Here is an 18,028-nt window from a genome sequence, read left to right on the forward strand (position 1 = left end):
GTGTCCCTGATGCCCATATTCGACTTTCTCACCGGCCAGTTCATCGACGTCATCCACTGGACCGACGACACCCGCGACACAATGGTCTGGCGTTTCCAGCGCGAAGGCCACGAGATCAAGTACGGCGCCAAGCTGACCGTGCGCGAAGGACAGGCGGCGGTGTTCGTGCACGAGGGCCAGCTGGCGGATGTCTTCACCCCCGGGCTCTACATGCTAGAGACCAATAACATGCCGATCATGACCTCGCTTCAGCACTGGGATCATGGCTTCAAGTCGCCCTTCAAGTCCGAGATCTACTATGTCTCGACGGCGCGGTTCACCGATCTCAAATGGGGCACCAAGAACCCCGTCATGCTGCGCGATCCGGAGTTTGGCCCGGTGCGCCTGCGGGCCTTTGGCACCTACGCGATCAAGGTCACCGATCCGGGGCTGTTCCTGACCGAGATCGTCGGCACTGACGGCGAATTCACCAGCGACGAGATCAGTTACCAGATCCGCAACATCATCGTGCAGGAGGTAAGCCGCACCCTGGCCTCTTCGGGGATACCGGTACTCGACATGGCGGCGAACACCGCCGATCTGGGCAAGCTGGTCGCCGCCGAGGTGTCGAAGACGCTGGCGACCTACGGGTTGACGATGCCCGAGCTGTATATCGAGAACATCTCCCTGCCACCGGCGGTCGAGAAGGCGCTGGATGCGCGCACCTCGCGCGGGATCGCGGGCAACCTCGACGATCACATGAAGTGGCGTGCCGCCGAGGCGCTGGCCGAAAGCGGGGCGGCCGGATCGGCCATGGGGATGGGCATGGGCGCGGGTCTCGGCATGCAGATGGCGGGCCGGGTCGGCCCCTGGGGCGCGGCCCCCGCCGCAGCCGCAGCCGCAGCGCCCGGCCCGGTCGCGGGCGCGGCCATGGCCCCGCCACCACCCCCGGTCGAGCATGTCTGGCACATCGCCGAGAACGGGACCACGAAAGGCCCCTACAGCCGCGCAGCCCTTGGCCGCATGGCCAGCGACGGCGCGCTGACCCGTGAAACCTTTGTCTGGACGCAGGGTCAGGATGGCTGGTTGCGGGCCGAGGATGTGACCGAGTTGGCGCAGCTTTTCACCGTGATGCCGCCGCCGCCGCCGCCGATGGGTTGAAACCTGTCGCGCGCGCGCGACGTATATAGACCATGAGCACCGTCGATCCGTCGCCCCCCGCACCGCTGCGCAGCCGCCTTGCCGATGCCCTGCCCCCACGGCGGACATGGCTGAAGGCGCTGCACGCCACGATGATTCCGCTTTTCGTCTGGTTCATGCTGGTGCAGCCGCGCGACGTGGTGCCGCTGGGGCCGCTGGCGTTTCAGTTTCATTCGTTGCTGGGACTTCTGTTCGTCACGCTGGCGGTGATCTGGACGGCGGATTTTTTGCGCCGGGGTCTGGCGGGGCGACCGGGGCCAAAACTGTCGCCGCGCCTGCGCCGGTTTCATCAGCTGCTGCACAAGACGCTTGTCCTCGGCATGGCCTTCGTCGCGGTGTCGGGATTCCTGCTGGGCCTGACCAGCCACATCCTGCTGAAGGCGGGCGGCATCCTTCCCATCGCGCCGCCGCTCGACATGCCGTTGCCCAACCGGGTGATCGGCTGGCTGCACACCTACCAGTTCTACGCGCTGGGGGTCGTTGCGATGATCCACGCGGCTTTTCACATCTGGCGGCACCTCTTCCTCAGGGACAATGCGTTGCGGATCATGGCCCCGAAACGCCTGCATCGGTTCCTCTGACGTCGAAAGCCCCGCGTTGCGGTTGAACCCGGACGCGGAGCCGCGCAAAGTGTCGCCAAGGACATCCGAGCGAGGCCCGATGGAAACCGAAGACCACCGTTTTCCCTGCGATCAATGCGGCTCTGACATGCGATTCTCGCCGGACCGGGGCGCGCTGGTCTGCGGGCATTGCGGCAACACCGAAGAGATCGCCGGCGACGGACCATGGCAGGGCGGCATCCGCGAGCTGGACTTCAGGCAGGCGCTCGACAACCTGCTGCCGATTCAGGAGATGGAGGTCACCCGCGTCTCGCAATGCCCCAATTGCGGCGCGACCGTCGAATTCGACCCCGAGGCCCACGCCGCCGTCTGCCCGTTCTGCGCGACGCCCGTGGTCAAGGACACCGGCGAGAACCGCCATATCAAACCGCGCGGCGTTCTGCCGTTCGCGCTGGACGAACCGGCGGCGCGCGAGGCGATGACCGAATGGCTGGGCAGCCTTTGGTTCGCCCCGAACGGGGTCAAGGACTACGCCCGAAAGGGGCGGAAACTGCAGGGCATTTACGTGCCCTACTGGACCTTCGATGCGGATACGCGATCGCGCTACCGGGGCGAACGCGGCACCGTCTACTATGAAACCCGTCGCGTCATGCGCAACGGCAAGAGCCAGACGCAGCGGGTCCAGAAGATTCGCTGGCGTCCCGCGTCGGGTCAGGTCGCGCGGTTCTTCGACGATGTGCTGGTGCTGGCCGCGACCTCGTTGCCGAAGAAATACACCGACGCCCTGCCGCCCTGGGATCTCAGCGCGCTCGAGCCGTATCGCCCCGAGTTCATCGCGGGATTTCGCGCCGAAGTCTACACCGTCGATCTGGATCAGGGCTTTGTCGAGGCCCGCGCCATCATGGACCGCCAGATCCACCGCGACGTGAAATTCGACATCGGCGGCGACCGCCAGCGCGTGCATCAGGTTGACACCGACGTCAGCGCCGTGACTTTCAAGCACATCCTGCTGCCGGTCTGGATGGCGGCTTACAAGTTCCGGGGAAAATCCTATCGTTTCGTGGTAAACGGACAGACCGGTCGGGTTCAGGGCGAACGCCCGTATTCACCGTGGAAGATCGCCATCGCGGTCATAATCGGCGCGATCGTGGCGGCTGCGGTCGGCTATGTCGTCGCGATGAACCAGTGATGACTTGCTCCCGGCGGCATGCGAAGGCATGTTAGCGCCAACATACCCGGTGCGTCAAAAAGAGGTGACGACATGATCCTGTGCTGCGGCGAAGCTCTGATCGACATGCTACCGCGCGATACCAGCGCCGGTGAGGCTGCCTTTGCCCCCTACGCGGGCGGCGCGGTGTTCAACACAGCCGTGGCGCTGGGACGCCTTGGCGCGCCGGTGGGCTTTTTCAGCGGTCTTTCGACCGATCTGTTCGGCACGATCCTGGTTCGCCAACTGGAAGACTCCCGCGTCGATGCGACCTTCGCCGCGATGAGCGACAGGCCCACGACGCTGGCCTTCGTGACCCTGACCGACGGGCACGCGGAATACGCCTTCTACGACGAGAACACCGCCGGTCGGCTGCTGTCGGATGCCGACCTGCCATCGCTGGGTGACGAGATCGAGGCAGTGTTCTTCGGCGGCATCAGCCTTGTGGGCGAACCTGCCGCCGACGTCTATGCGGCACTGGCCACGCGCGAAGGCGGCAAGCGTCTGATCATGATCGACCCCAACGTGCGCCCCGGCTTCATCAAGGACGAACCCGCCTATCGCGCCCGGCTCGATGCGATGCTGGCGGTTGCGGATGTGGTCAAGGTCTCGGACGAGGACATGGACTGGCTGGGCGAGACACCGGAAAGCCTGCACGCCAAGGGCGTGGCGCTGGTTCTGGTCACGCGCGGCGCCGAGGGCGTCGATGCGATCTCGACGCAGGGCACGCTGCGCGTTCCGGCGGAACGGGCGCAAGTGGTCGACACCGTCGGGGCGGGCGACACGTTCAACGCGGGCTTTCTTGCGGGCCTGTCACGTGCCGGGATCCTGGCGCGCGACGACTTCCGCGCTGCCTCACTCGACACGGTCGAACAGGCCGTCGCGCTTGGTGCCAAGGCGGCGGCGGTCACCGTGTCGCGCGCCGGGGCGAACCCGCCCTGGGATCACGAATTGTGAGAGCACTGATCCAGCGCGTCACCAGCGCCCGGGTCGAAATCGAAGGCGCTGTCATCGGCGAGGTTGGCCCCGGCCTGATGATCCTCGTCTGTGCGATGCAGGGCGACGGGGACGCGGCAGCCGAAAAACTGGCCACCAAGATCGCCAAGCTGCGCCTGTTCCGGGATGGCGACGGCAAGACCAACCTGTCAATTCGCGATGTCGGGGGCGCGGCCCTGGTGATCAGCCAGTTCACCCTTGCCGCCGACACCCGCCGCGGCAACCGCCCCGGATTCTCCGCCGCGGCGTCCCCTGCCGACGGCGAGAGGCTGTACGAGCGTTTCGCGCGCGCGCTGCAGGATCAGTCTCTTCGCGTCGCCACCGGGCGATTCGGCGCCGAGATGCAGTTGCATCTGGTGAATGACGGTCCGATGACGATCTGGCTGGACACCGACGACTAGGGCGAAATCCCGAGCAAACGCGTATGTGCACAAAAGTCGCGTTGGGCTACCCGAAAGGGGTGACCCGGTGGCAGGCGATTGTATACGCATCCGACACCGCGCATGTGTCACCGCTGTTTGCTACCCGATCTGGGGGATTTTGAGTCGGGCAGTCATGATGTGGGGTGCGCTCGGGCGGGTATGGATGCACGATTGCAACCCCTGTTAACCACAAAACGCAAAAGCCCTGTGGATAACTCGGTGGGGAAAACTCCCGGGCTCAGGGAAACCTGGGGCGCAGTCATTTCGATCCGCCGAGGTGGATTGACGGCGCCCGAAGCCGCGGCTGTCTCAGGCGACGGCGCGCGCGCGACGGCGGTCGATGATCGACCAAAGCCGGTAGGTTTCCAGCAGGACCAGCGGACCAAAGTGCACCAGTGCGGCACCGATGCCGCCCCAATCGTTCAACGCGGCCCAATGCAACAGCGTCAGAACCGCCGCGCCATAGACAAACCGTTGCAGGGGCTTCCATCGCGGGCCAAGCCTGCGGATCCAGCCATCGGTCGATGTCACCGCCAGCGGCACGAAGATCAGGAAGGCCAGCCATCCGGTCCAGATGTAGAGCTTTGACACCTCTCCCACCGACAGAGCAACAGCGCCCTGGTCGATCAGGTAAAGCACCGTGTGCAGCGCGGCATAGCCAAATGCTGCAACTCCCAGATAGCGCCGCCGCTTCATAAGCCAGCGCGGGCCGCGCCAGCCTTTGAACAGCATCATCAGCGGGGTGACCATCATCGCGATGATCATGAAACGGGCGGCAAATTCGCCGGTCGGGTGCAGAAGGCCATGCACCGCCTCGGGATCGCCGGAGGACAGCCCGATGAGCATTGGGATCGCCGGAAGGGTCAGCAGTGCCCAAAAGCTGTAGGGGTGATTCAGAAATGATTTTATGGTCGGCATTTTGATACTCCGGGATTCCAGGCCTTTCACGCTGCAGAGCGGCATTTCCGTCGCGGTCACGGGCGCAAAGTTTGGAAATAGGCATCCCAACTCTGGTGCGGACGGCCCGCCGCGACCTTGAAATCGCTCGGCACGTCATGCGCGCCGTCGCGGATGCCCTGATAAATCCCCGCGATCACCGTGCCGATGAAGTCGCCAAGTTCGGCAATCCGGTCGGCCCTGTAGGCCTCGACCGACATTTCGCGATAGGTCAGGCAAGTGCCGAAGGCTCGGTTCAGGTGATCCGCCAGGTCCCTCTGGGTGAGCAGCGCGCCATGCAGGTTGTAGGTCTGGCCGGTATGTTCCGCCCCGGTCAGCATTTGAGCATAGGCCTGCGCCAGTTCGGGACGGGTGGTGTAGCCGCATTTGCCGTCGCCCGCGCAGTTGGCGATCTCTCCGGCGGCGCGGTATTTGTCGATGTATTCGACATCCGGCTCGATATAGATGCCGTTGCGTCCGATCACCCAGTCCAGTCCACTTGCCCTGATATCAGCCTCGGTCTGGCGGTTGCTCTGGATGACGGGGGAAAAGCTGGTTCCCTGCTCGGCCCCCTGCACGCTGGTATAGACGATCTTTGTCACACCGGCGTCCTTGGCGGCTTTGATGACATTGCGGTGCTGCTGAATGCGTGCATCGGGGGCGTCCATGCCAGAGACCAGCAGCAGCGTATCGACACCGGTCAGGGATGATCTCAACTGGTCAGGTCGACCGTAGTCCCCGGGGCGCACCTCGATGCCCATGTCCGCCGCTTTGTGCGGGCTGCGCGCAAGACCGATGACGGGTTCGTTCAGCTTCAGCGCGACAAGCGACCGGACGATTTCTGCCCCCAGCTGGCCCGAGGCGGCGCTCACGGCGATGGTCATGGTGCTATATCCTTCAACAAGGCCCGTGCCGGTACGTCGAGAGTCCGACACGGGGGTCAGGCGCTGGGGTTACTTACCGGCAAGCTGTTGCAGTGCGCCGGCCCAGTCTTCCACGTGGTAGGTTCGGACGATCTTGCCATCCTGCAATTCGTGAATGTCGATGGTCAGTATGTCAAAGCTGCGGCCCTGCCCGTCGACGCCGAACAGCGGGGCAACGGGGGTGCCGGTGGCACGGCTGCGGACGGTCACGAAGGTGCCGTCCTGATGCATCGCCTGTATGTCCCAATCCAGATCGGGGATGAGTTGGGCAAAGCCGCCCATCTGGCCAAGAAACGCGTCGCTCGATTTGTTGGCGCCGGAATAGTTGCCAACGCTTTCCCAATCGTCCGAAATTGCATCCTGAAAGGCAGCTACCTGATCCTGGGATCCGGGATTGCTGAGCAGGTCATAGAAGGTTGTGACGCTGGATATGTCATCTGCGAATGCGCCGCTTGCAAGCGTCGCAAGAGCAGCCGTTGTGACAAGGGTCTTGATGGTCATGGGTCTCTCCGGTTTCTGGTTCGGGGTTGTGGGTCAGTGCGGCATGTCGGAATGGGGACCGGTCCGTTCGACAGCGGTCGGTCGCCATCCGAGCTTCGGGCTCTCCCGGAAGACAGAGCGGGCAAAATTGCCATCCCCGGATTGCAGGGCGCAGGTGCCGAACGGCTGTGGGCTCAGGCGGGATCCGGAATGCTTGCAGAGTTGCAGCAAACAAGCGTCGGCGCGTTCGGTGGTGACTGTTGCGGTGCTGCTTTGCATGGGTGTCTCCGGTCTGCGTGGACCAACAGATAGACGGTGCGCTGCATTTCGATTATCCCATGATTGACGCAAGGATATTTCCAAGGAATAGAAAGATGATCGACGATTACCGCAGCCTTGCTGTCTTTGTCGCCATCGCCGATGCCGGGAGCCTGAGTGCCGCTGGACGCCGATTGAAGTTGTCGACCTCGGTTGTCAGCCACCATTTGTCCCGGCTTGAGGGCAAGCTGGGTGTGACGCTGTTCTTCCGCTCGACACGGTCCATGTCGCTGACCCCTGAAGGGCACGCGGCCCTGCCCCCTGCACGCCGCATGGTCGCCGCCGGGGAAGAGGCGCTGGATGCCCTGAACGCGGGCAGCGACGAGCCGGTCGGGGCACTGCGCATCACCATGCCTGCCTGGGGCGAGAAGATGCGGCTTCGTCAAGCGCTGTGGGAGTTCGCGCGTCGGCACCCTCTGGTTGCGATCTCGCTTCACAGCAGCGATGCACCCGCCGATCTCGTCAAGGAGGGCTTCGACCTCGCCATCCGGCTGGGGACCCTGTCCGACAGCAGTCTCAAGTCGCGACGCATCGCCGATTTCGAGCGGGTTCTGGTGGCGTCGCCCGACTATCTCGCGGCGCGACAGCCTGTGCGGACGCTTGAAGAACTGGCGGCCTGCGATTTCATCGCGATCTCGGTGATACCCGATGTGATGACGCTTCAGTCCGCAGGCCGGTCGGTGACCTTCCAACCGGAAAACGTGCGGCTGGAGGTGGATACGATCGCCTCGGCGAAATCGGCGGTTCTGGCAGGGCTTGGCGTCAAACACCTGCCCATGGGCGAGGTTGCCGAAGAGATCGCATCGGGCAGCCTGGTGCGCGTCCTGCCCAAGTGGAGCCTGCCCAGGCTGGGCGTCTACGCCGTCTGGCCGGATATCGGCCCACAAAAGGCGCTGACCCGCCGGTTGATCGAATTCCTGCTCGACAAGGAAACCGGGCAACCGGCCTGAGCGCCCCGTGCGTTCGCCACGAACCTGCGGGGCACAGGCGCGATCTCAGAACATGCCGTTGCCGTTGGCACTTGTCTCGGGCAGTTCCTGAAGCACGTCCCAATGCTCGACGATCTTGCCCGCATCATCCAATCGGAAAATGTCGATCCCCGCATATTCGAGCCCGCCGGGCCAGATCTGGTGGCAATGCAGGATCACGTGGTTTCCGTCGGCGAACGCCCGTTTCACCACGACCCGCTTGCCCGGGTAGTCGGCGGCCATGCGGTCGAAATAGTCGATAAAGCCCTGCTTGCCGGTGGCGACATGCGGGTTGTGCTGGATATAGTCGTCGCCCGCGTAGCGCTTGATCGCGTCCGCTGGGCGACCGTCGTTGAACATCAGCTCGTAGAATGCGGTGACGTCGCGCTTCATGGCTTCCGGATCAGGCATGGGGCGCCTCCGTCAGGTGGGCTGCAATCCGGCTTTCAATTGCCGCGACAACCCGAGCAGCCTTTGTCGTATTCGCGGCATCGGCATGCGGCGGCGAAAAGCGACCGGAATCATTGTCGAAGTATTTGCCCGATGCATCGGCGAATTTGTCCGACAGCGCCGCGCCGATCAGGATCTCGGCGCCGATGCCGACATCGCTGCCCGGCACGCCGAAGCCCTTGCGCACCATGTTTGTCGCCAGAAGCGAGCCGGGGTTGACCGCAACCGTCACCGGGCCACCCTGCCCCAGTTCCGACGCCAGCGCGGCGCTCCACATCGTCAGGGCCAGTTTGCTTTGCGCATAGGCCGCCATCGCATCCAGTTTTTGGTGGCCGTTCATCGCCGCCACGTCGACCGGTGCCTGCGCCGCCGAGGACAGATGCACGATGCGGCCGTCCCCGGGGATCAGTGACAGCAGCAACCGGGTCAACAAGGCGGGGGCAAAGGTGTTCACGACAAAGCGCAGATCCTGTCCGTCCGCTGTGGTCGGGTGATCGGTCTTCAGGACGCCCGCGTTGTTGATCAGCACGTCGATGCCTTGGTGCGCGTCACGCACGGCTTGGGCAAGACGAGCGACTTGAGCCAAGTCCGAGAAATCCGCCTGGAATGTCTCGACAGGCCCGGCACCGGCCACCGCGCGCAATTCATCGGCAGTCGCGGCAAGCTTGTCGGCGTTGCGACCGTGGATCAGCAGGTGGTGGCCGTCTGCCGCCAGACGGCGCGCGGTCTCAAGGCCGATGCCGTCGGTTGCGCCGGTGATCAGGATGGTTCTGGACATGGGAAATTCCTCATTCGGTGAAATGTGGCAACAGATCGTTTGCCAATCGGTCAAGCGTCGGTCCGATCTCGGCGCGATTGAAACGCAGGTTCAGGGCGACATGGTTCACGCCGATCGCTTCGAGGTGTTGAAGGTAGGTCACAAGCGCGCGCATGCCCGACCTGAACCCCAGATGAATGGGCTGCGGCGCGTCGTCCGGGTCATCCGACAGATCGATGTAAAGCGGTTGCAGTACCGGTTTGGCACGTCCGCTTTCCGCCACGGCGCGGGTTTGCCAATCGTCGATGACGCGGGCTTGCGCCTCGACCGGGCGCGGATAGGTCATCCAGCCATCGCCGTTGCGCGCAATCCAGTCCGGGTCTTGTCGGCTTGAGCCGGTGATCAGCATCGGCAGCCGCCCCGACACGGGTTTCGGCAACATGTCAACGCTGCCGTCAAGTCGCCCGGCCGCATTGGTCAGGCGTGGCCAATCCTGGGATGTCGCACGGATATAGTCGAAACTGTCGCGGAAGCGCTGGCCGCGATCCTCGTAACCCTTGTTCATCGCCGGGTATTCCTCGGGCCGGTCGCCCGACGCCACCCCCAGGATCAGTCGCCCGCCGGACAGGACATCGGCACTGGCCGCCGCCTTGGCCACATGCGCCGGGTGGCGCAGCGGCAGTACGATGCTGGCCACGCCAAGCGCGATGTCCGAGGTCTGACCGGCCAAATAGCCAAGATAGGTGAACGGATCGAAAAGTTGCCCCGCATCACCGAAAGACGGCACGTTGAACGGCACGTCGCGCAGCCAGACCGCGGCAAAACCCAAGGTATCTGCCAACTGCACCCGAGCCAGATGGCCCGCCATATCCGCAACGGCGCTGGTGTCGTAGCGCGCAATCGGGACAACCAGCCCGACGCTCAACCGGTTAGGACGAAAGGTTGCATTGTATCCCCGGTTCAGGGGCGCAAAGGAAGGCAAGATGGTGTCGGGCATGGGCAAATCCGTTTATTGAAACCGCCGCCCGGTCGGGAGGAAGCCGAGCGGCGGCACCTGATCAGGCGAGGTCATCCTAGCCTTCAATCAAGTATCGGTGACTGAACGGGCCTTTGGTTCGGGCACCATTTTTTCAGTCAAGTGACGCAACCCGCCCGTTGGCCGCGGGCATATATCGCGGGATCCAGTCCTGACTGTCAGTCGTGACATGCAGCACCGAAAACAGCACACGCCGGGTATCTTCCTGGCGGGCACGCTGGATCAGAAGCCGCCCAGCACCTGCTTGCCGATCACCCGTCCGCTTTCCTGGCGCGCATGGGCGGCCAGCAACGTCTCGACGCTCATCTGGCCGACCCGTTCCGTGACGGTCGACATGAGGCTTCCGGCGTCCAACATCTGCGACACACGGTTCAAGAGATCGCGCTGCACCTCGATATCTGCGGTGTTGAACATCGCGCGGGTGAACATGAATTCCCAGCTGATCGTCAGCGCCTTGGGTTTGGCCGGGCTGATGTCGAGACCCTGGGGGTCGTCGATCAGCGCGATATGTCCGCGCGGCGCAATCAGGTCGATGATCGCCGGATAGTGCTGATCCGTCGCGGTCAGCGCCGCCACATAGTCGGGCACCAGCCCCAAATCCTTGACCTGCCGGGCCAGATCACCACGGTGATCGACCACATGATCCGCGCCCATACTCCGCACCCAGTCCTGCGTTTCGGGGCGCGATGCGGTGGCGATCACGGTCAGCTTGGTCAGCGTCCTGGCCAACTGGATCAGGATTGAACCGACCCCGCCCGCACCACCGATGACCAGCAGCGTCTTGCCCTCTTCGCCACCTTCGGTCAGGCGGAAGGCATCGAACAGCATTTCCCATGCGGTGATCGCGGTCAGCGGCATCCCGGCGGCTTCGGCAAAATCAAGCGATGCCGGCTTGCGACCGACGATGCGTTCGTCCACCGCCTGAAATTCGGCGTTCGATCCGGGGCGTGTGACATCGCCGGCGTAGAACACCTCATCGCCGACCTTGTATCCGGCCACATCCGCACCGGTTTCGACCACGATACCCGCCGCGTCGAACCCGAGGATATCGATGTCGTTCAAAGGCGGGCGGTTTTCGCGCAGCTTCACATCCACCGGGTTGAGCGACACGCCCTTGACCTCGACCAGCAGGTCCCGCGGCCCGATCTTCGGCCTTGGTGCGTCAAAAAGCCTGAGCGCATCGGCGGCATCCACCGGGCCGACCGCATCGTAACCAATCGCTTTCATCATCAATTCTCCATCGTGGATGTTCCGCGTTGGAGGAAACATATCTATTGTTGCAGCTGATAAAACAGCGCATTCATGAGTTCAGTTTTCGGATTTTGGATACAATCACGTGGACACCGACAGCTTGCGCCTGTTTGTCATGGCGGCAGAGCGACTGAACATCAGCGCCGCCGGCCGCGCATTGGGTCTGGCCCCGGCGGTGGCCAGCGCCCGGTTGGCCAAGCTGGAACAGCAACTGGGCACACAGCTTCTGCATCGCAGCACCCGCAAGGTGTCGCTGTCGATCGATGGCGCGGATTTCCTGCCCTACGCGCGCGAAATACTGGCCCAGTCCGAGGCGGCGCGGGCAGCCTTGGGCCGGGGCAGCGCCCGCGCCGCCGGGACCCTGCGCTTTGCCGCGCCCAGCAGCTTTGCCCAGTTGCACATCATGCCCCTTCTGCCGGAATTTCACGCGGCCTACCCGGACCTGACACTGGACCTGCGCCTGTCGGACACAAGGATCGACCTGATCGCGGGCAGTTTCGATCTGGCCCTGCGCAGCGCGCCGCTGGCGGATAGCAGCCTGAAGGGCCGCAAGCTTGCCGATGACACCCGCATCCTGTGCGCCGCGCCGGAATATCTTGCGAAGCACGGATCGCCCGGCGGGATTGCGGAACTGGCCCATCACAGCTTCATCGCCTGGGTCGATCTTGCGCCGCGCGAATTGATCGAAACGACGGGTCGCACCTATGTTCTGGACCCCAAAGCAATGCACTGCCGAACCGTTGTAGACGACGGCGATGCCCAACGCGAAGCGACGCTTGCCGCCGCTGGTCTGTCGATCAATTCGCTCTGGAGCGTTGCGCATGAGATCGCCGCCGGTCGACTTGTGCGCGTGCTGCCGGACTGGCGGCTGAACGACAGTTCGGTCCTCTGGCTGGTCTATCCACGGTCCAACGTGCTGACCCCGAAGACCCGTGTCTTTATCGATTTCCTGATAGAACGGCTGGGCAATGTGCCCGCGTGGCAAGCCTGACACCTCCGAAATCTTGCTGCGGCGGGACGCCCTTGCGCTTTATGCGTGCCGCGGCGGCGCGCCCGTGGTTTGCCGCACCAGCAGGTCTGCCGAAACCTCGGACACCGTCACAGGCATGTCCGGGTCGCCGATCCGGTCCAGCAGAACCCGCGCCAGCTTGCGGCCAAGCTTGTGGGGTGAGACCGCCATCGTCGTCAGCGGCGGGGTTGCGACGGCGGCATCCTGAATATCGTCAAAGCCGATGATCGACACGTCATGTCCCGGCGTCAGCCCGGAGCGCAGCAACGCAAGGCTTGCGCCAAGCGCAACCATGTCACCGTTGCAGACCACCGCTGTGATATCCGGATGATCCCGATGGAGCGCCAGCATCGCCTCCAGCCCGGCCAGTTTGTTGTCCTCGCAGGTCCAGACCAGTTCTGGTCCCAACCCGCGCGATGCGACAACCTGTTGATACCCCTCGATCCGTTCGCGGCGGACAGGGGTCATGTCGGTGCCGCCAAGGTAGGCGATGCGCCGGTGTCCCAGATCGGCAAGATACCCCGTCGCGGTCGCCGTCGCTTCGGCGTTGCGGATGCCGACATGGTCGAAATCGCGCCGGACATGGCGCAGGAACGTGACTGTCGGTATCTTCTGCGCGGCCAGCAGATCGAAGGTTTCATCCGGCGTCTCCAACGCCGGAACCCAAAGCAACCCACCGCGACCGTGGCGGATAAATGCTTCGAGCTGGCGGCTTTGGCGCGTGGCCTCGTCTCGCGTGTCCACGACGGACACCAGATAACCTTCCGCTTCGAGTTGATCGACAACGCCGCTGACCACCTCGGCGTTGAACGGGTTGATCAACTGGTTGATGACAAAGCCGATTTCCCGGTTTTCACCGGATCGCATCGCGGCCGCGCGGGCATCCGGAACATAGCGCAGCGTCTTGGCGGCCTGCAGCACCTTTTGCCGGGTCTTTTCGGAAATGCGCCCGGTGCCGCGCAGCACCTGACTGACGGTCGGTATGGAGACACCCGCCTCCTTGGCCACGGTACTGAGTGTTGGCTTGCCTGACATCTTCACTGGGCGTCGCTTGATATAACCATTTGGCAAAATCTGCGCGATATTTGCTGTGAAAACAATGGGTATGTTGATGGCGTGTTGATATTTGCGCCAAACCGGTATGATTCATGGCAGAAATTTCGTTGACAGAAGGTATATCGTTATATCACACTAAGTCATCGGGTATGGGATTCGACGGTTGCGCCCCCGGGCCAACCCGACCCCTTGCCCCGGCAGGCCGGAGCGCACGCGGTGCGGGATTGGTCGACTTTAGACGGGCGTCGGCAGGGAGGCCGGCCTCGAATTTCCATTCCGGGAGGAACCATGACCCTATTTTCCAAATTCACCGGCGCAGCGTCCGGTATCGCGATTTCCTGCAGTGCCGTCGCGGCGCAGGCCGACGTGCTGTTCTGGTCGACCCAGGCCAATCCTGTCGAAGAACAACAGGCGATGCGCGACCAGGTGCTCTCCGGTCACGACGACGCTGTCGACTACCAGTCGAACGAGCTTGGCCCCTTCATCACCCGCCTCGACGCCGAGCTTCAGGCCGGGTCCGGCAGCATCGGGCTTCTGGGCGCGCTGCACGGCAACTTCTCGGCGATGAACCCCGATGACCTTGTCGATCTGGACGATACCGGCGTGATGTCAGCCTCGGGCACGTTCAACGATCTTGCCAAGCTGGGCACCGACAGCATGCAGTACATGCCCTGGATGCAGGCCAGCTACATCATGGCGGCCAACAAGGATGCGCTGCAATACCTGCCCGAGGGCGCAGACATCGACGCGTTGACCTATGACCAGCTGATCGAATGGGCCGCCAACGCGCATGAAGCGGCAGGCGAGCCCAAGTTCGGCTTCCCCGCCGGTCCCAAGGGCCTGAAGCACCGCTTCTTCCAGGGCTACCTCTATCCGTCCTACACCGATGGCGTGGTCCGCACCTTTGCGTCCGACAAGGCCGTGACCGCATGGGAAAAGATGCGCGAGCTTTGGGAGCACACCAACCCGGCCTCGACCAACTTCTCGTTCATGCAGGAGCAACTGCTGTCCGGTGACGCCTGGATCGTCTTTGATCACACCTCGCGCCTGGCCAATGCCTTCAACGAACGCCCGGATGACTTCGTCGCCTTCCCCGCGCCCGCGGGTCCCGAAGGCCGCGGCTTCATGCCGGTTCTCGCCGGGGTCGCCATCCCGCGCACCGCGCCGGACATGGACGCGTCGAAAGCACTGCTGGCGCACCTGATGAAGCCGGAAACCCAGATCGCGACGCTGAAAGCCACCAACTTCTTCCCGGTGGTCGACGTCACCCTGCCTGACGATCTGCCGCCGTCGGTCAGAGCGGCAGGCGATGCGGTTGCCAAGATGTCGGCCTCTGCCGATGCCAACCCGGGCCTGCTGCCCGCGGGCCTGGGCGAAAAGGGCGGCGACTTCAACCGCATCTACGTCGACACCTTCGAGCGCATCGTGCTGGCCGGTCAGCCGATCGAAGCGGTTCTGGAGGACCAGAAGAAGCGCCTCGAGGCGATCATGAACGAAACCGGTGCGCCCTGCTGGGCCCCGGATGCTCCGTCCGAAGGCGCCTGCCCGGTCGAGTAACCTCCCGGGGTGGGGACTTCCTGCCCCACCTTTCCCCTGTCCGGGCCTTCGGGTCCGGACAGCCCTGACTTGCCCCCCGCCAACCAAGGCGCAGCATGCGCCGGAACAAGGAGCGATTCCATGAACGCTCGACTATTGCCTTACGTGCTGATCCTGCCGGTGACGCTGTTTCTGTGCCTGTTCTTCCTCTACCCCTTCGTGCTGGTCGCCAAGCAGGCCTTCACCACTGGCGCGGGTTTCACGATGGACAACTTCCGCGAGGTCGTCTCGTACTGGAAATTTCCGATCTCGCTGAAGAACACGCTGCTGCTCGCCGTCGCTGTGGTTCCGATCCAACTGGCGCTGTCGCTGCTGATGGCCACGATGGTCACCAAGATGGAAAAGGGCCGCGACCTGATCCTCTATGTCTGGACCATTCCGTTGGGCATCTCGGACCTTGCGGCGGGCCTGATCTGGCTGGCGATCTTCGAGCAGTCGGGCTTTCTCAATACGATGATGAACGCGGTCGGCGTGGTCGACAAACCCGTCAACCTGCTGACCTTCCAGAACCCCGGCCTCGTCTTCCTGGCGATTGCGCTGGCGGAGATCTGGCGCGCAACAGCGATCATGCTGGTCATTCTCGTGGCGGGCATCGGGTTGATCCCCAAGGAATATTACGAGGCGGCCGAAGTCTTCGGCGCAAGCCCCTGGAAGCGTTTCCTGCGCATCACCCTGCCGATGCTGCGGCCCTCGCTGCAAACGGCATTGGTCCTGCGCGTGATCATGGCCTTCGAGGTCTTCGCCGTGGTGGCCGCTCTCGGTGGCACGCTCTTCCCGGTGCTGATGGGCGAGACCTATGCCTACCAGTTCGACCTGCTCAATAGCGGGGCTGCCGCCGCGATGGCGCTGATCATCCTCGCCATCTCCATCGCCGCGACCCTTGTCATCCTGCGCGCCCTGCGCGTCCCGAAAGGAGCCACGATATGACCCAGGCATCCATGGCCGCCCCCGTGCCCAAGCCGGACAAGGATCCGGAGGTCGCACAAGCCGCGAACACCCGCAGCGCAGGCCGTTTCCTCTATGTCGCAGGCGTCATCCTGCTCTGTGCATGGGTGCTGGTGCCGATCTATTTTCTGATGGTCAACACCCTGTCGTCGCCCGAAACGGTGAACAGCTTTCCCAAGCCGTTCTTCCCCGAGTTCGACTTCGGCTCACTGCAGTTCTTCGCGGGTTTCGCGGGGATGCTGTCCGCGCTGAAGAACTCGATCATCGTGGCGGCGATGACGATGGTGATGTCGATCCTGATCGGCGCACCGGCGGGATATGCCCTGTCGCGCTTCGACTTCCGCGGCAAGGAGTTGTTCCGGCTTCTGATCCTGCTGACCCGGGCCTTCCCGCTGCCGCTTCTGGCGCTGCCTCTGGCGGTGATGTTCATCCAGACCGGCCTTGACGACACCCAGTTCGGCCTTGCGCTGGTGCACACCACGCTCGCGATCCCGTTCGCGGTGCTGATCACCTTCTCGTTGTTCTCGGGCATCCCGCTGGAGCTGGAAGAGGCCGCCTGGACGCTGGGTTGCACAAGGTTCACCGCCTTCACCAAGGTGGTGCTGCCGCTGATCCTGCCCGGCATCACGGCTTCGGCGATCTTTGCCTTCGTGATCTCGTGGAACGAGGTTTTCGCGGCGGCGGTGCTGACCATCGAGAACCGGACGCTGACCGCGTTCCTCTTGCAAAGCCTCGACACCTCGCCGCTGCACCTGAAGTTCGCGGGTGGCTTCATCCTCGTCGTGCCCGCGCTGATCTTCATCTTCGCCGTGCGCAAGTACCTCTTCGCCATGTGGGGCATCGCAAACCGGTAATCCGGCCAGCGAACCGATAAAAGGAACCAGTGATATGGCTGAAATCCAGATCAAGAACGTCCAGAAGACCTTCGGCGCCTACACCGCGCTTCACGACATCAATCTGACCATTGCCGACCAGGAATTCATGGTGCTGCTCGGCGCCTCGGGCTGCGGGAAGACCACGCTACTGCGCATCATCTGCGGGCTGGAAACCGCGACGGAAGGCGAAGTGTGGATCGGCGGTCGCCGTGTCGACCACCTCGCTCCCAAGGACCGCGGCATCGCGATGGTGTTCCAGAACTACGCCGTCTTCCCGCACCTGACGGTGTTCGAGAACATCGGCTTTGGCCTCAGGATGCAGAAGCTGCCTGATGACGAGGTCACGCGCCGCGTCGAACGGGTGGCGGGGCTGATGCACATCGAGATGCTGCTCAAGCGCTATTCCGGCGAATTGTCCGGCGGCCAACGGCAGCGTGTCGCCGTGGCGCGCGCGCTGGCGATGGAGCCGGACGTCATCCTGATGGACGAACCGCTGTCGAACCTCGATGCACTTTTGCGGATGGAAATGCGGGCCGAGCTGAAGGGCGTGCTGGCGGAATCGAAAACCACCGCCGTCTACGTCACCCATGATCAGGTCGAAGCCATGTCGATGGCCGACCGCATCAGCGTCATGCACCAGGGCGAGATCGTCCAGGCGGCAACCCCGATCGAGGTTTACCGCAACCCGGCGGCAGAGTTCGTGGCCAGCTTCATCGGTAACCCGCCGATGAACTTCCTCAAGGCCACGCCTGCCGGTGCGGGCAAATGGTCTGTGGCGGGACGGGTCTTTGACGGCCCCGTCACCGACAGGCCGCATCTGCAATTCGCCATCCGGCCAGAGGATATGCAGCCCGCAAACGAGGGTCTGCGCGCGACGGCCAAGGTGGTGGAGCCGCTGGGTGCACACTTGCTGGTCACCTGCGACATCGACGGATCCCTGTTCCGCGCGGTGCTGGACAGCGACATGACCGTTCACCCCGGCGAGACGATCACCCTTGCTCCGCAACCGGACCGCGTGCGCTGGTTCGATCCCGAAACCACGCTCGCCGTCGCCTGAGGCATTC

Annotated in this window: 20 protein-coding genes; 11 read left to right on the forward strand and 9 right to left on the reverse strand. The window is 63.6% G+C overall.

All coding sequences use genetic code 11. From position 1 onward, the window contains the following. The first annotated feature begins 9 nt into the window (after nt 1-9). The 5 genes from ACXYMN_RS13515 to dtd all read left to right on the forward strand — a co-directional run bounded on the left by ACXYMN_RS13515 (nt 10) and on the right by dtd (nt 4,343). A complete protein-coding gene (locus ACXYMN_RS13515) occupies nt 10-1,140 on the forward strand; it encodes an SPFH domain-containing protein (protein ID WP_459014240.1) in 1,131 nt (376 codons plus the stop codon). A 32-nt stretch (nt 1,141-1,172) separates the two neighbouring features. Further along, a complete protein-coding gene (locus tag ACXYMN_RS13520; RefSeq protein ID WP_459014241.1) occupies nt 1,173-1,760 on the forward strand; it encodes a cytochrome b/b6 domain-containing protein in 588 nt (195 codons plus the stop codon). Between the two features lie 127 nt (nt 1,761-1,887). Further along, the gene (locus ACXYMN_RS13525) at nt 1,888-2,928 is read left to right on the forward strand and encodes a TFIIB-type zinc ribbon-containing protein (RefSeq protein WP_459014242.1); all 1,041 of its coding nucleotides are present in this window, start codon (nt 1,888-1,890) and stop codon (nt 2,926-2,928) included. Between the two features lie 72 nt (nt 2,929-3,000). After that, the gene (locus ACXYMN_RS13530) at nt 3,001-3,903 is read left to right on the forward strand and encodes a carbohydrate kinase family protein (protein WP_459014243.1); all 903 of its coding nucleotides are present in this window, start codon (nt 3,001-3,003) and stop codon (nt 3,901-3,903) included. After that, complete coding sequence (dtd, locus tag ACXYMN_RS13535; RefSeq protein ID WP_459014244.1) at nt 3,900-4,343, forward strand: D-aminoacyl-tRNA deacylase; 444 nt, start codon at nt 3,900-3,902, stop codon at nt 4,341-4,343. Before ACXYMN_RS13530 ends, dtd begins: the two co-directional genes overlap by 4 nt. A gap of 330 nt (nt 4,344-4,673) precedes the next feature. Here dtd and ACXYMN_RS13540 read toward each other — a convergent pair whose 3' ends face one another. From ACXYMN_RS13540 to ACXYMN_RS13555, 4 genes are all read right to left on the reverse strand, one after another. Then, complete coding sequence (locus ACXYMN_RS13540) at nt 4,674-5,210, reverse strand: protein-methionine-sulfoxide reductase heme-binding subunit MsrQ (RefSeq protein ID WP_459014245.1); 537 nt, start codon at nt 5,208-5,210, stop codon at nt 4,674-4,676. Between the two features lie 128 nt (nt 5,211-5,338). Further along, complete coding sequence (locus ACXYMN_RS13545) at nt 5,339-6,184, reverse strand: SDR family oxidoreductase (protein WP_459014246.1); 846 nt, start codon at nt 6,182-6,184, stop codon at nt 5,339-5,341. 69 nt (nt 6,185-6,253) lie between these two features. Continuing rightward, a complete protein-coding gene (locus ACXYMN_RS13550; protein ID WP_459014247.1) occupies nt 6,254-6,724 on the reverse strand; it encodes an ester cyclase in 471 nt (156 codons plus the stop codon). Between the two features lie 33 nt (nt 6,725-6,757). Continuing rightward, entirely contained in the window at nt 6,758-6,982 is a 225-nt protein-coding gene (locus tag ACXYMN_RS13555) for a hypothetical protein (protein ID WP_459014248.1), read from the reverse strand. A gap of 95 nt (nt 6,983-7,077) precedes the next feature. On the opposite strand from ACXYMN_RS13555, the gene ACXYMN_RS13560 reads away from it, so the two are divergent. Continuing rightward, the gene (locus ACXYMN_RS13560) at nt 7,078-7,971 is read left to right on the forward strand and encodes a LysR family transcriptional regulator (protein WP_459014249.1); all 894 of its coding nucleotides are present in this window, start codon (nt 7,078-7,080) and stop codon (nt 7,969-7,971) included. Nucleotides 7,972-8,016: 45 nt separating this feature from the next. Here the strand turns inward: ACXYMN_RS13560 and ACXYMN_RS13565 are convergent, their stop codons facing one another. The 4 genes from ACXYMN_RS13565 to ACXYMN_RS13580 all read right to left on the reverse strand — a co-directional run bounded on the left by ACXYMN_RS13565 (nt 8,017) and on the right by ACXYMN_RS13580 (nt 11,462). Beyond that, complete coding sequence (locus tag ACXYMN_RS13565) at nt 8,017-8,400, reverse strand: nuclear transport factor 2 family protein (RefSeq protein ID WP_459014250.1); 384 nt, start codon at nt 8,398-8,400, stop codon at nt 8,017-8,019. Beyond that, nucleotides 8,393-9,217: an SDR family NAD(P)-dependent oxidoreductase gene (locus tag ACXYMN_RS13570; RefSeq protein WP_459014251.1), complete on the reverse strand. Its 825-nt coding sequence runs from the start codon at nt 9,215-9,217 to the stop codon at nt 8,393-8,395. Before ACXYMN_RS13570 ends, ACXYMN_RS13565 begins: the two co-directional genes overlap by 8 nt. A 10-nt stretch (nt 9,218-9,227) precedes the next feature. After that, entirely contained in the window at nt 9,228-10,193 is a 966-nt protein-coding gene (locus tag ACXYMN_RS13575) for an LLM class oxidoreductase (RefSeq protein WP_459014252.1), read from the reverse strand. A 261-nt stretch (nt 10,194-10,454) separates the two neighbouring features. Beyond that, nucleotides 10,455-11,462: a zinc-binding alcohol dehydrogenase family protein gene (locus ACXYMN_RS13580; RefSeq protein ID WP_459014253.1), complete on the reverse strand. Its 1,008-nt coding sequence runs from the start codon at nt 11,460-11,462 to the stop codon at nt 10,455-10,457. A 106-nt stretch (nt 11,463-11,568) separates the two neighbouring features. Between ACXYMN_RS13580 and ACXYMN_RS13585 the strand changes: the two genes are divergently transcribed. Beyond that, a complete protein-coding gene (locus tag ACXYMN_RS13585) occupies nt 11,569-12,474 on the forward strand; it encodes a LysR family transcriptional regulator (protein ID WP_459014254.1) in 906 nt (301 codons plus the stop codon). A 39-nt stretch (nt 12,475-12,513) separates the two neighbouring features. Here the strand turns inward: ACXYMN_RS13585 and ACXYMN_RS13590 are convergent, their stop codons facing one another. Next, nucleotides 12,514-13,527: a LacI family DNA-binding transcriptional regulator gene (locus ACXYMN_RS13590; RefSeq protein WP_459014458.1), complete on the reverse strand. Its 1,014-nt coding sequence runs from the start codon at nt 13,525-13,527 to the stop codon at nt 12,514-12,516. A 309-nt stretch (nt 13,528-13,836) separates the two neighbouring features. Here ACXYMN_RS13590 and ACXYMN_RS13595 point away from each other — a divergent pair, with 309 nt between their 5' ends. From ACXYMN_RS13595 to ACXYMN_RS13610, 4 genes are all read left to right on the forward strand, one after another. Next, the gene (locus tag ACXYMN_RS13595) at nt 13,837-15,105 is read left to right on the forward strand and encodes an ABC transporter substrate-binding protein (protein WP_459014255.1); all 1,269 of its coding nucleotides are present in this window, start codon (nt 13,837-13,839) and stop codon (nt 15,103-15,105) included. A 120-nt stretch (nt 15,106-15,225) separates the two neighbouring features. Then, complete coding sequence (locus ACXYMN_RS13600; RefSeq protein ID WP_459014256.1) at nt 15,226-16,071, forward strand: carbohydrate ABC transporter permease; 846 nt, start codon at nt 15,226-15,228, stop codon at nt 16,069-16,071. Next, nucleotides 16,068-16,943 carry a carbohydrate ABC transporter permease gene (locus tag ACXYMN_RS13605; protein WP_459014257.1) on the forward strand — a complete coding sequence of 292 codons (876 nt, stop codon included), beginning with the start codon at nt 16,068-16,070 and terminating at the stop codon, nt 16,941-16,943. The genes ACXYMN_RS13600 and ACXYMN_RS13605 overlap by 4 nt, the downstream gene beginning before the upstream one ends. A 34-nt stretch (nt 16,944-16,977) precedes the next feature. After that, the gene (locus tag ACXYMN_RS13610) at nt 16,978-18,021 is read left to right on the forward strand and encodes an ABC transporter ATP-binding protein (protein ID WP_459014258.1); all 1,044 of its coding nucleotides are present in this window, start codon (nt 16,978-16,980) and stop codon (nt 18,019-18,021) included. The last annotated feature ends 7 nt before the right edge of the window (nt 18,022-18,028 follow it).

It is taken from the genome of Roseivivax sp. CAU 1753 (assembly GCF_054482575.1).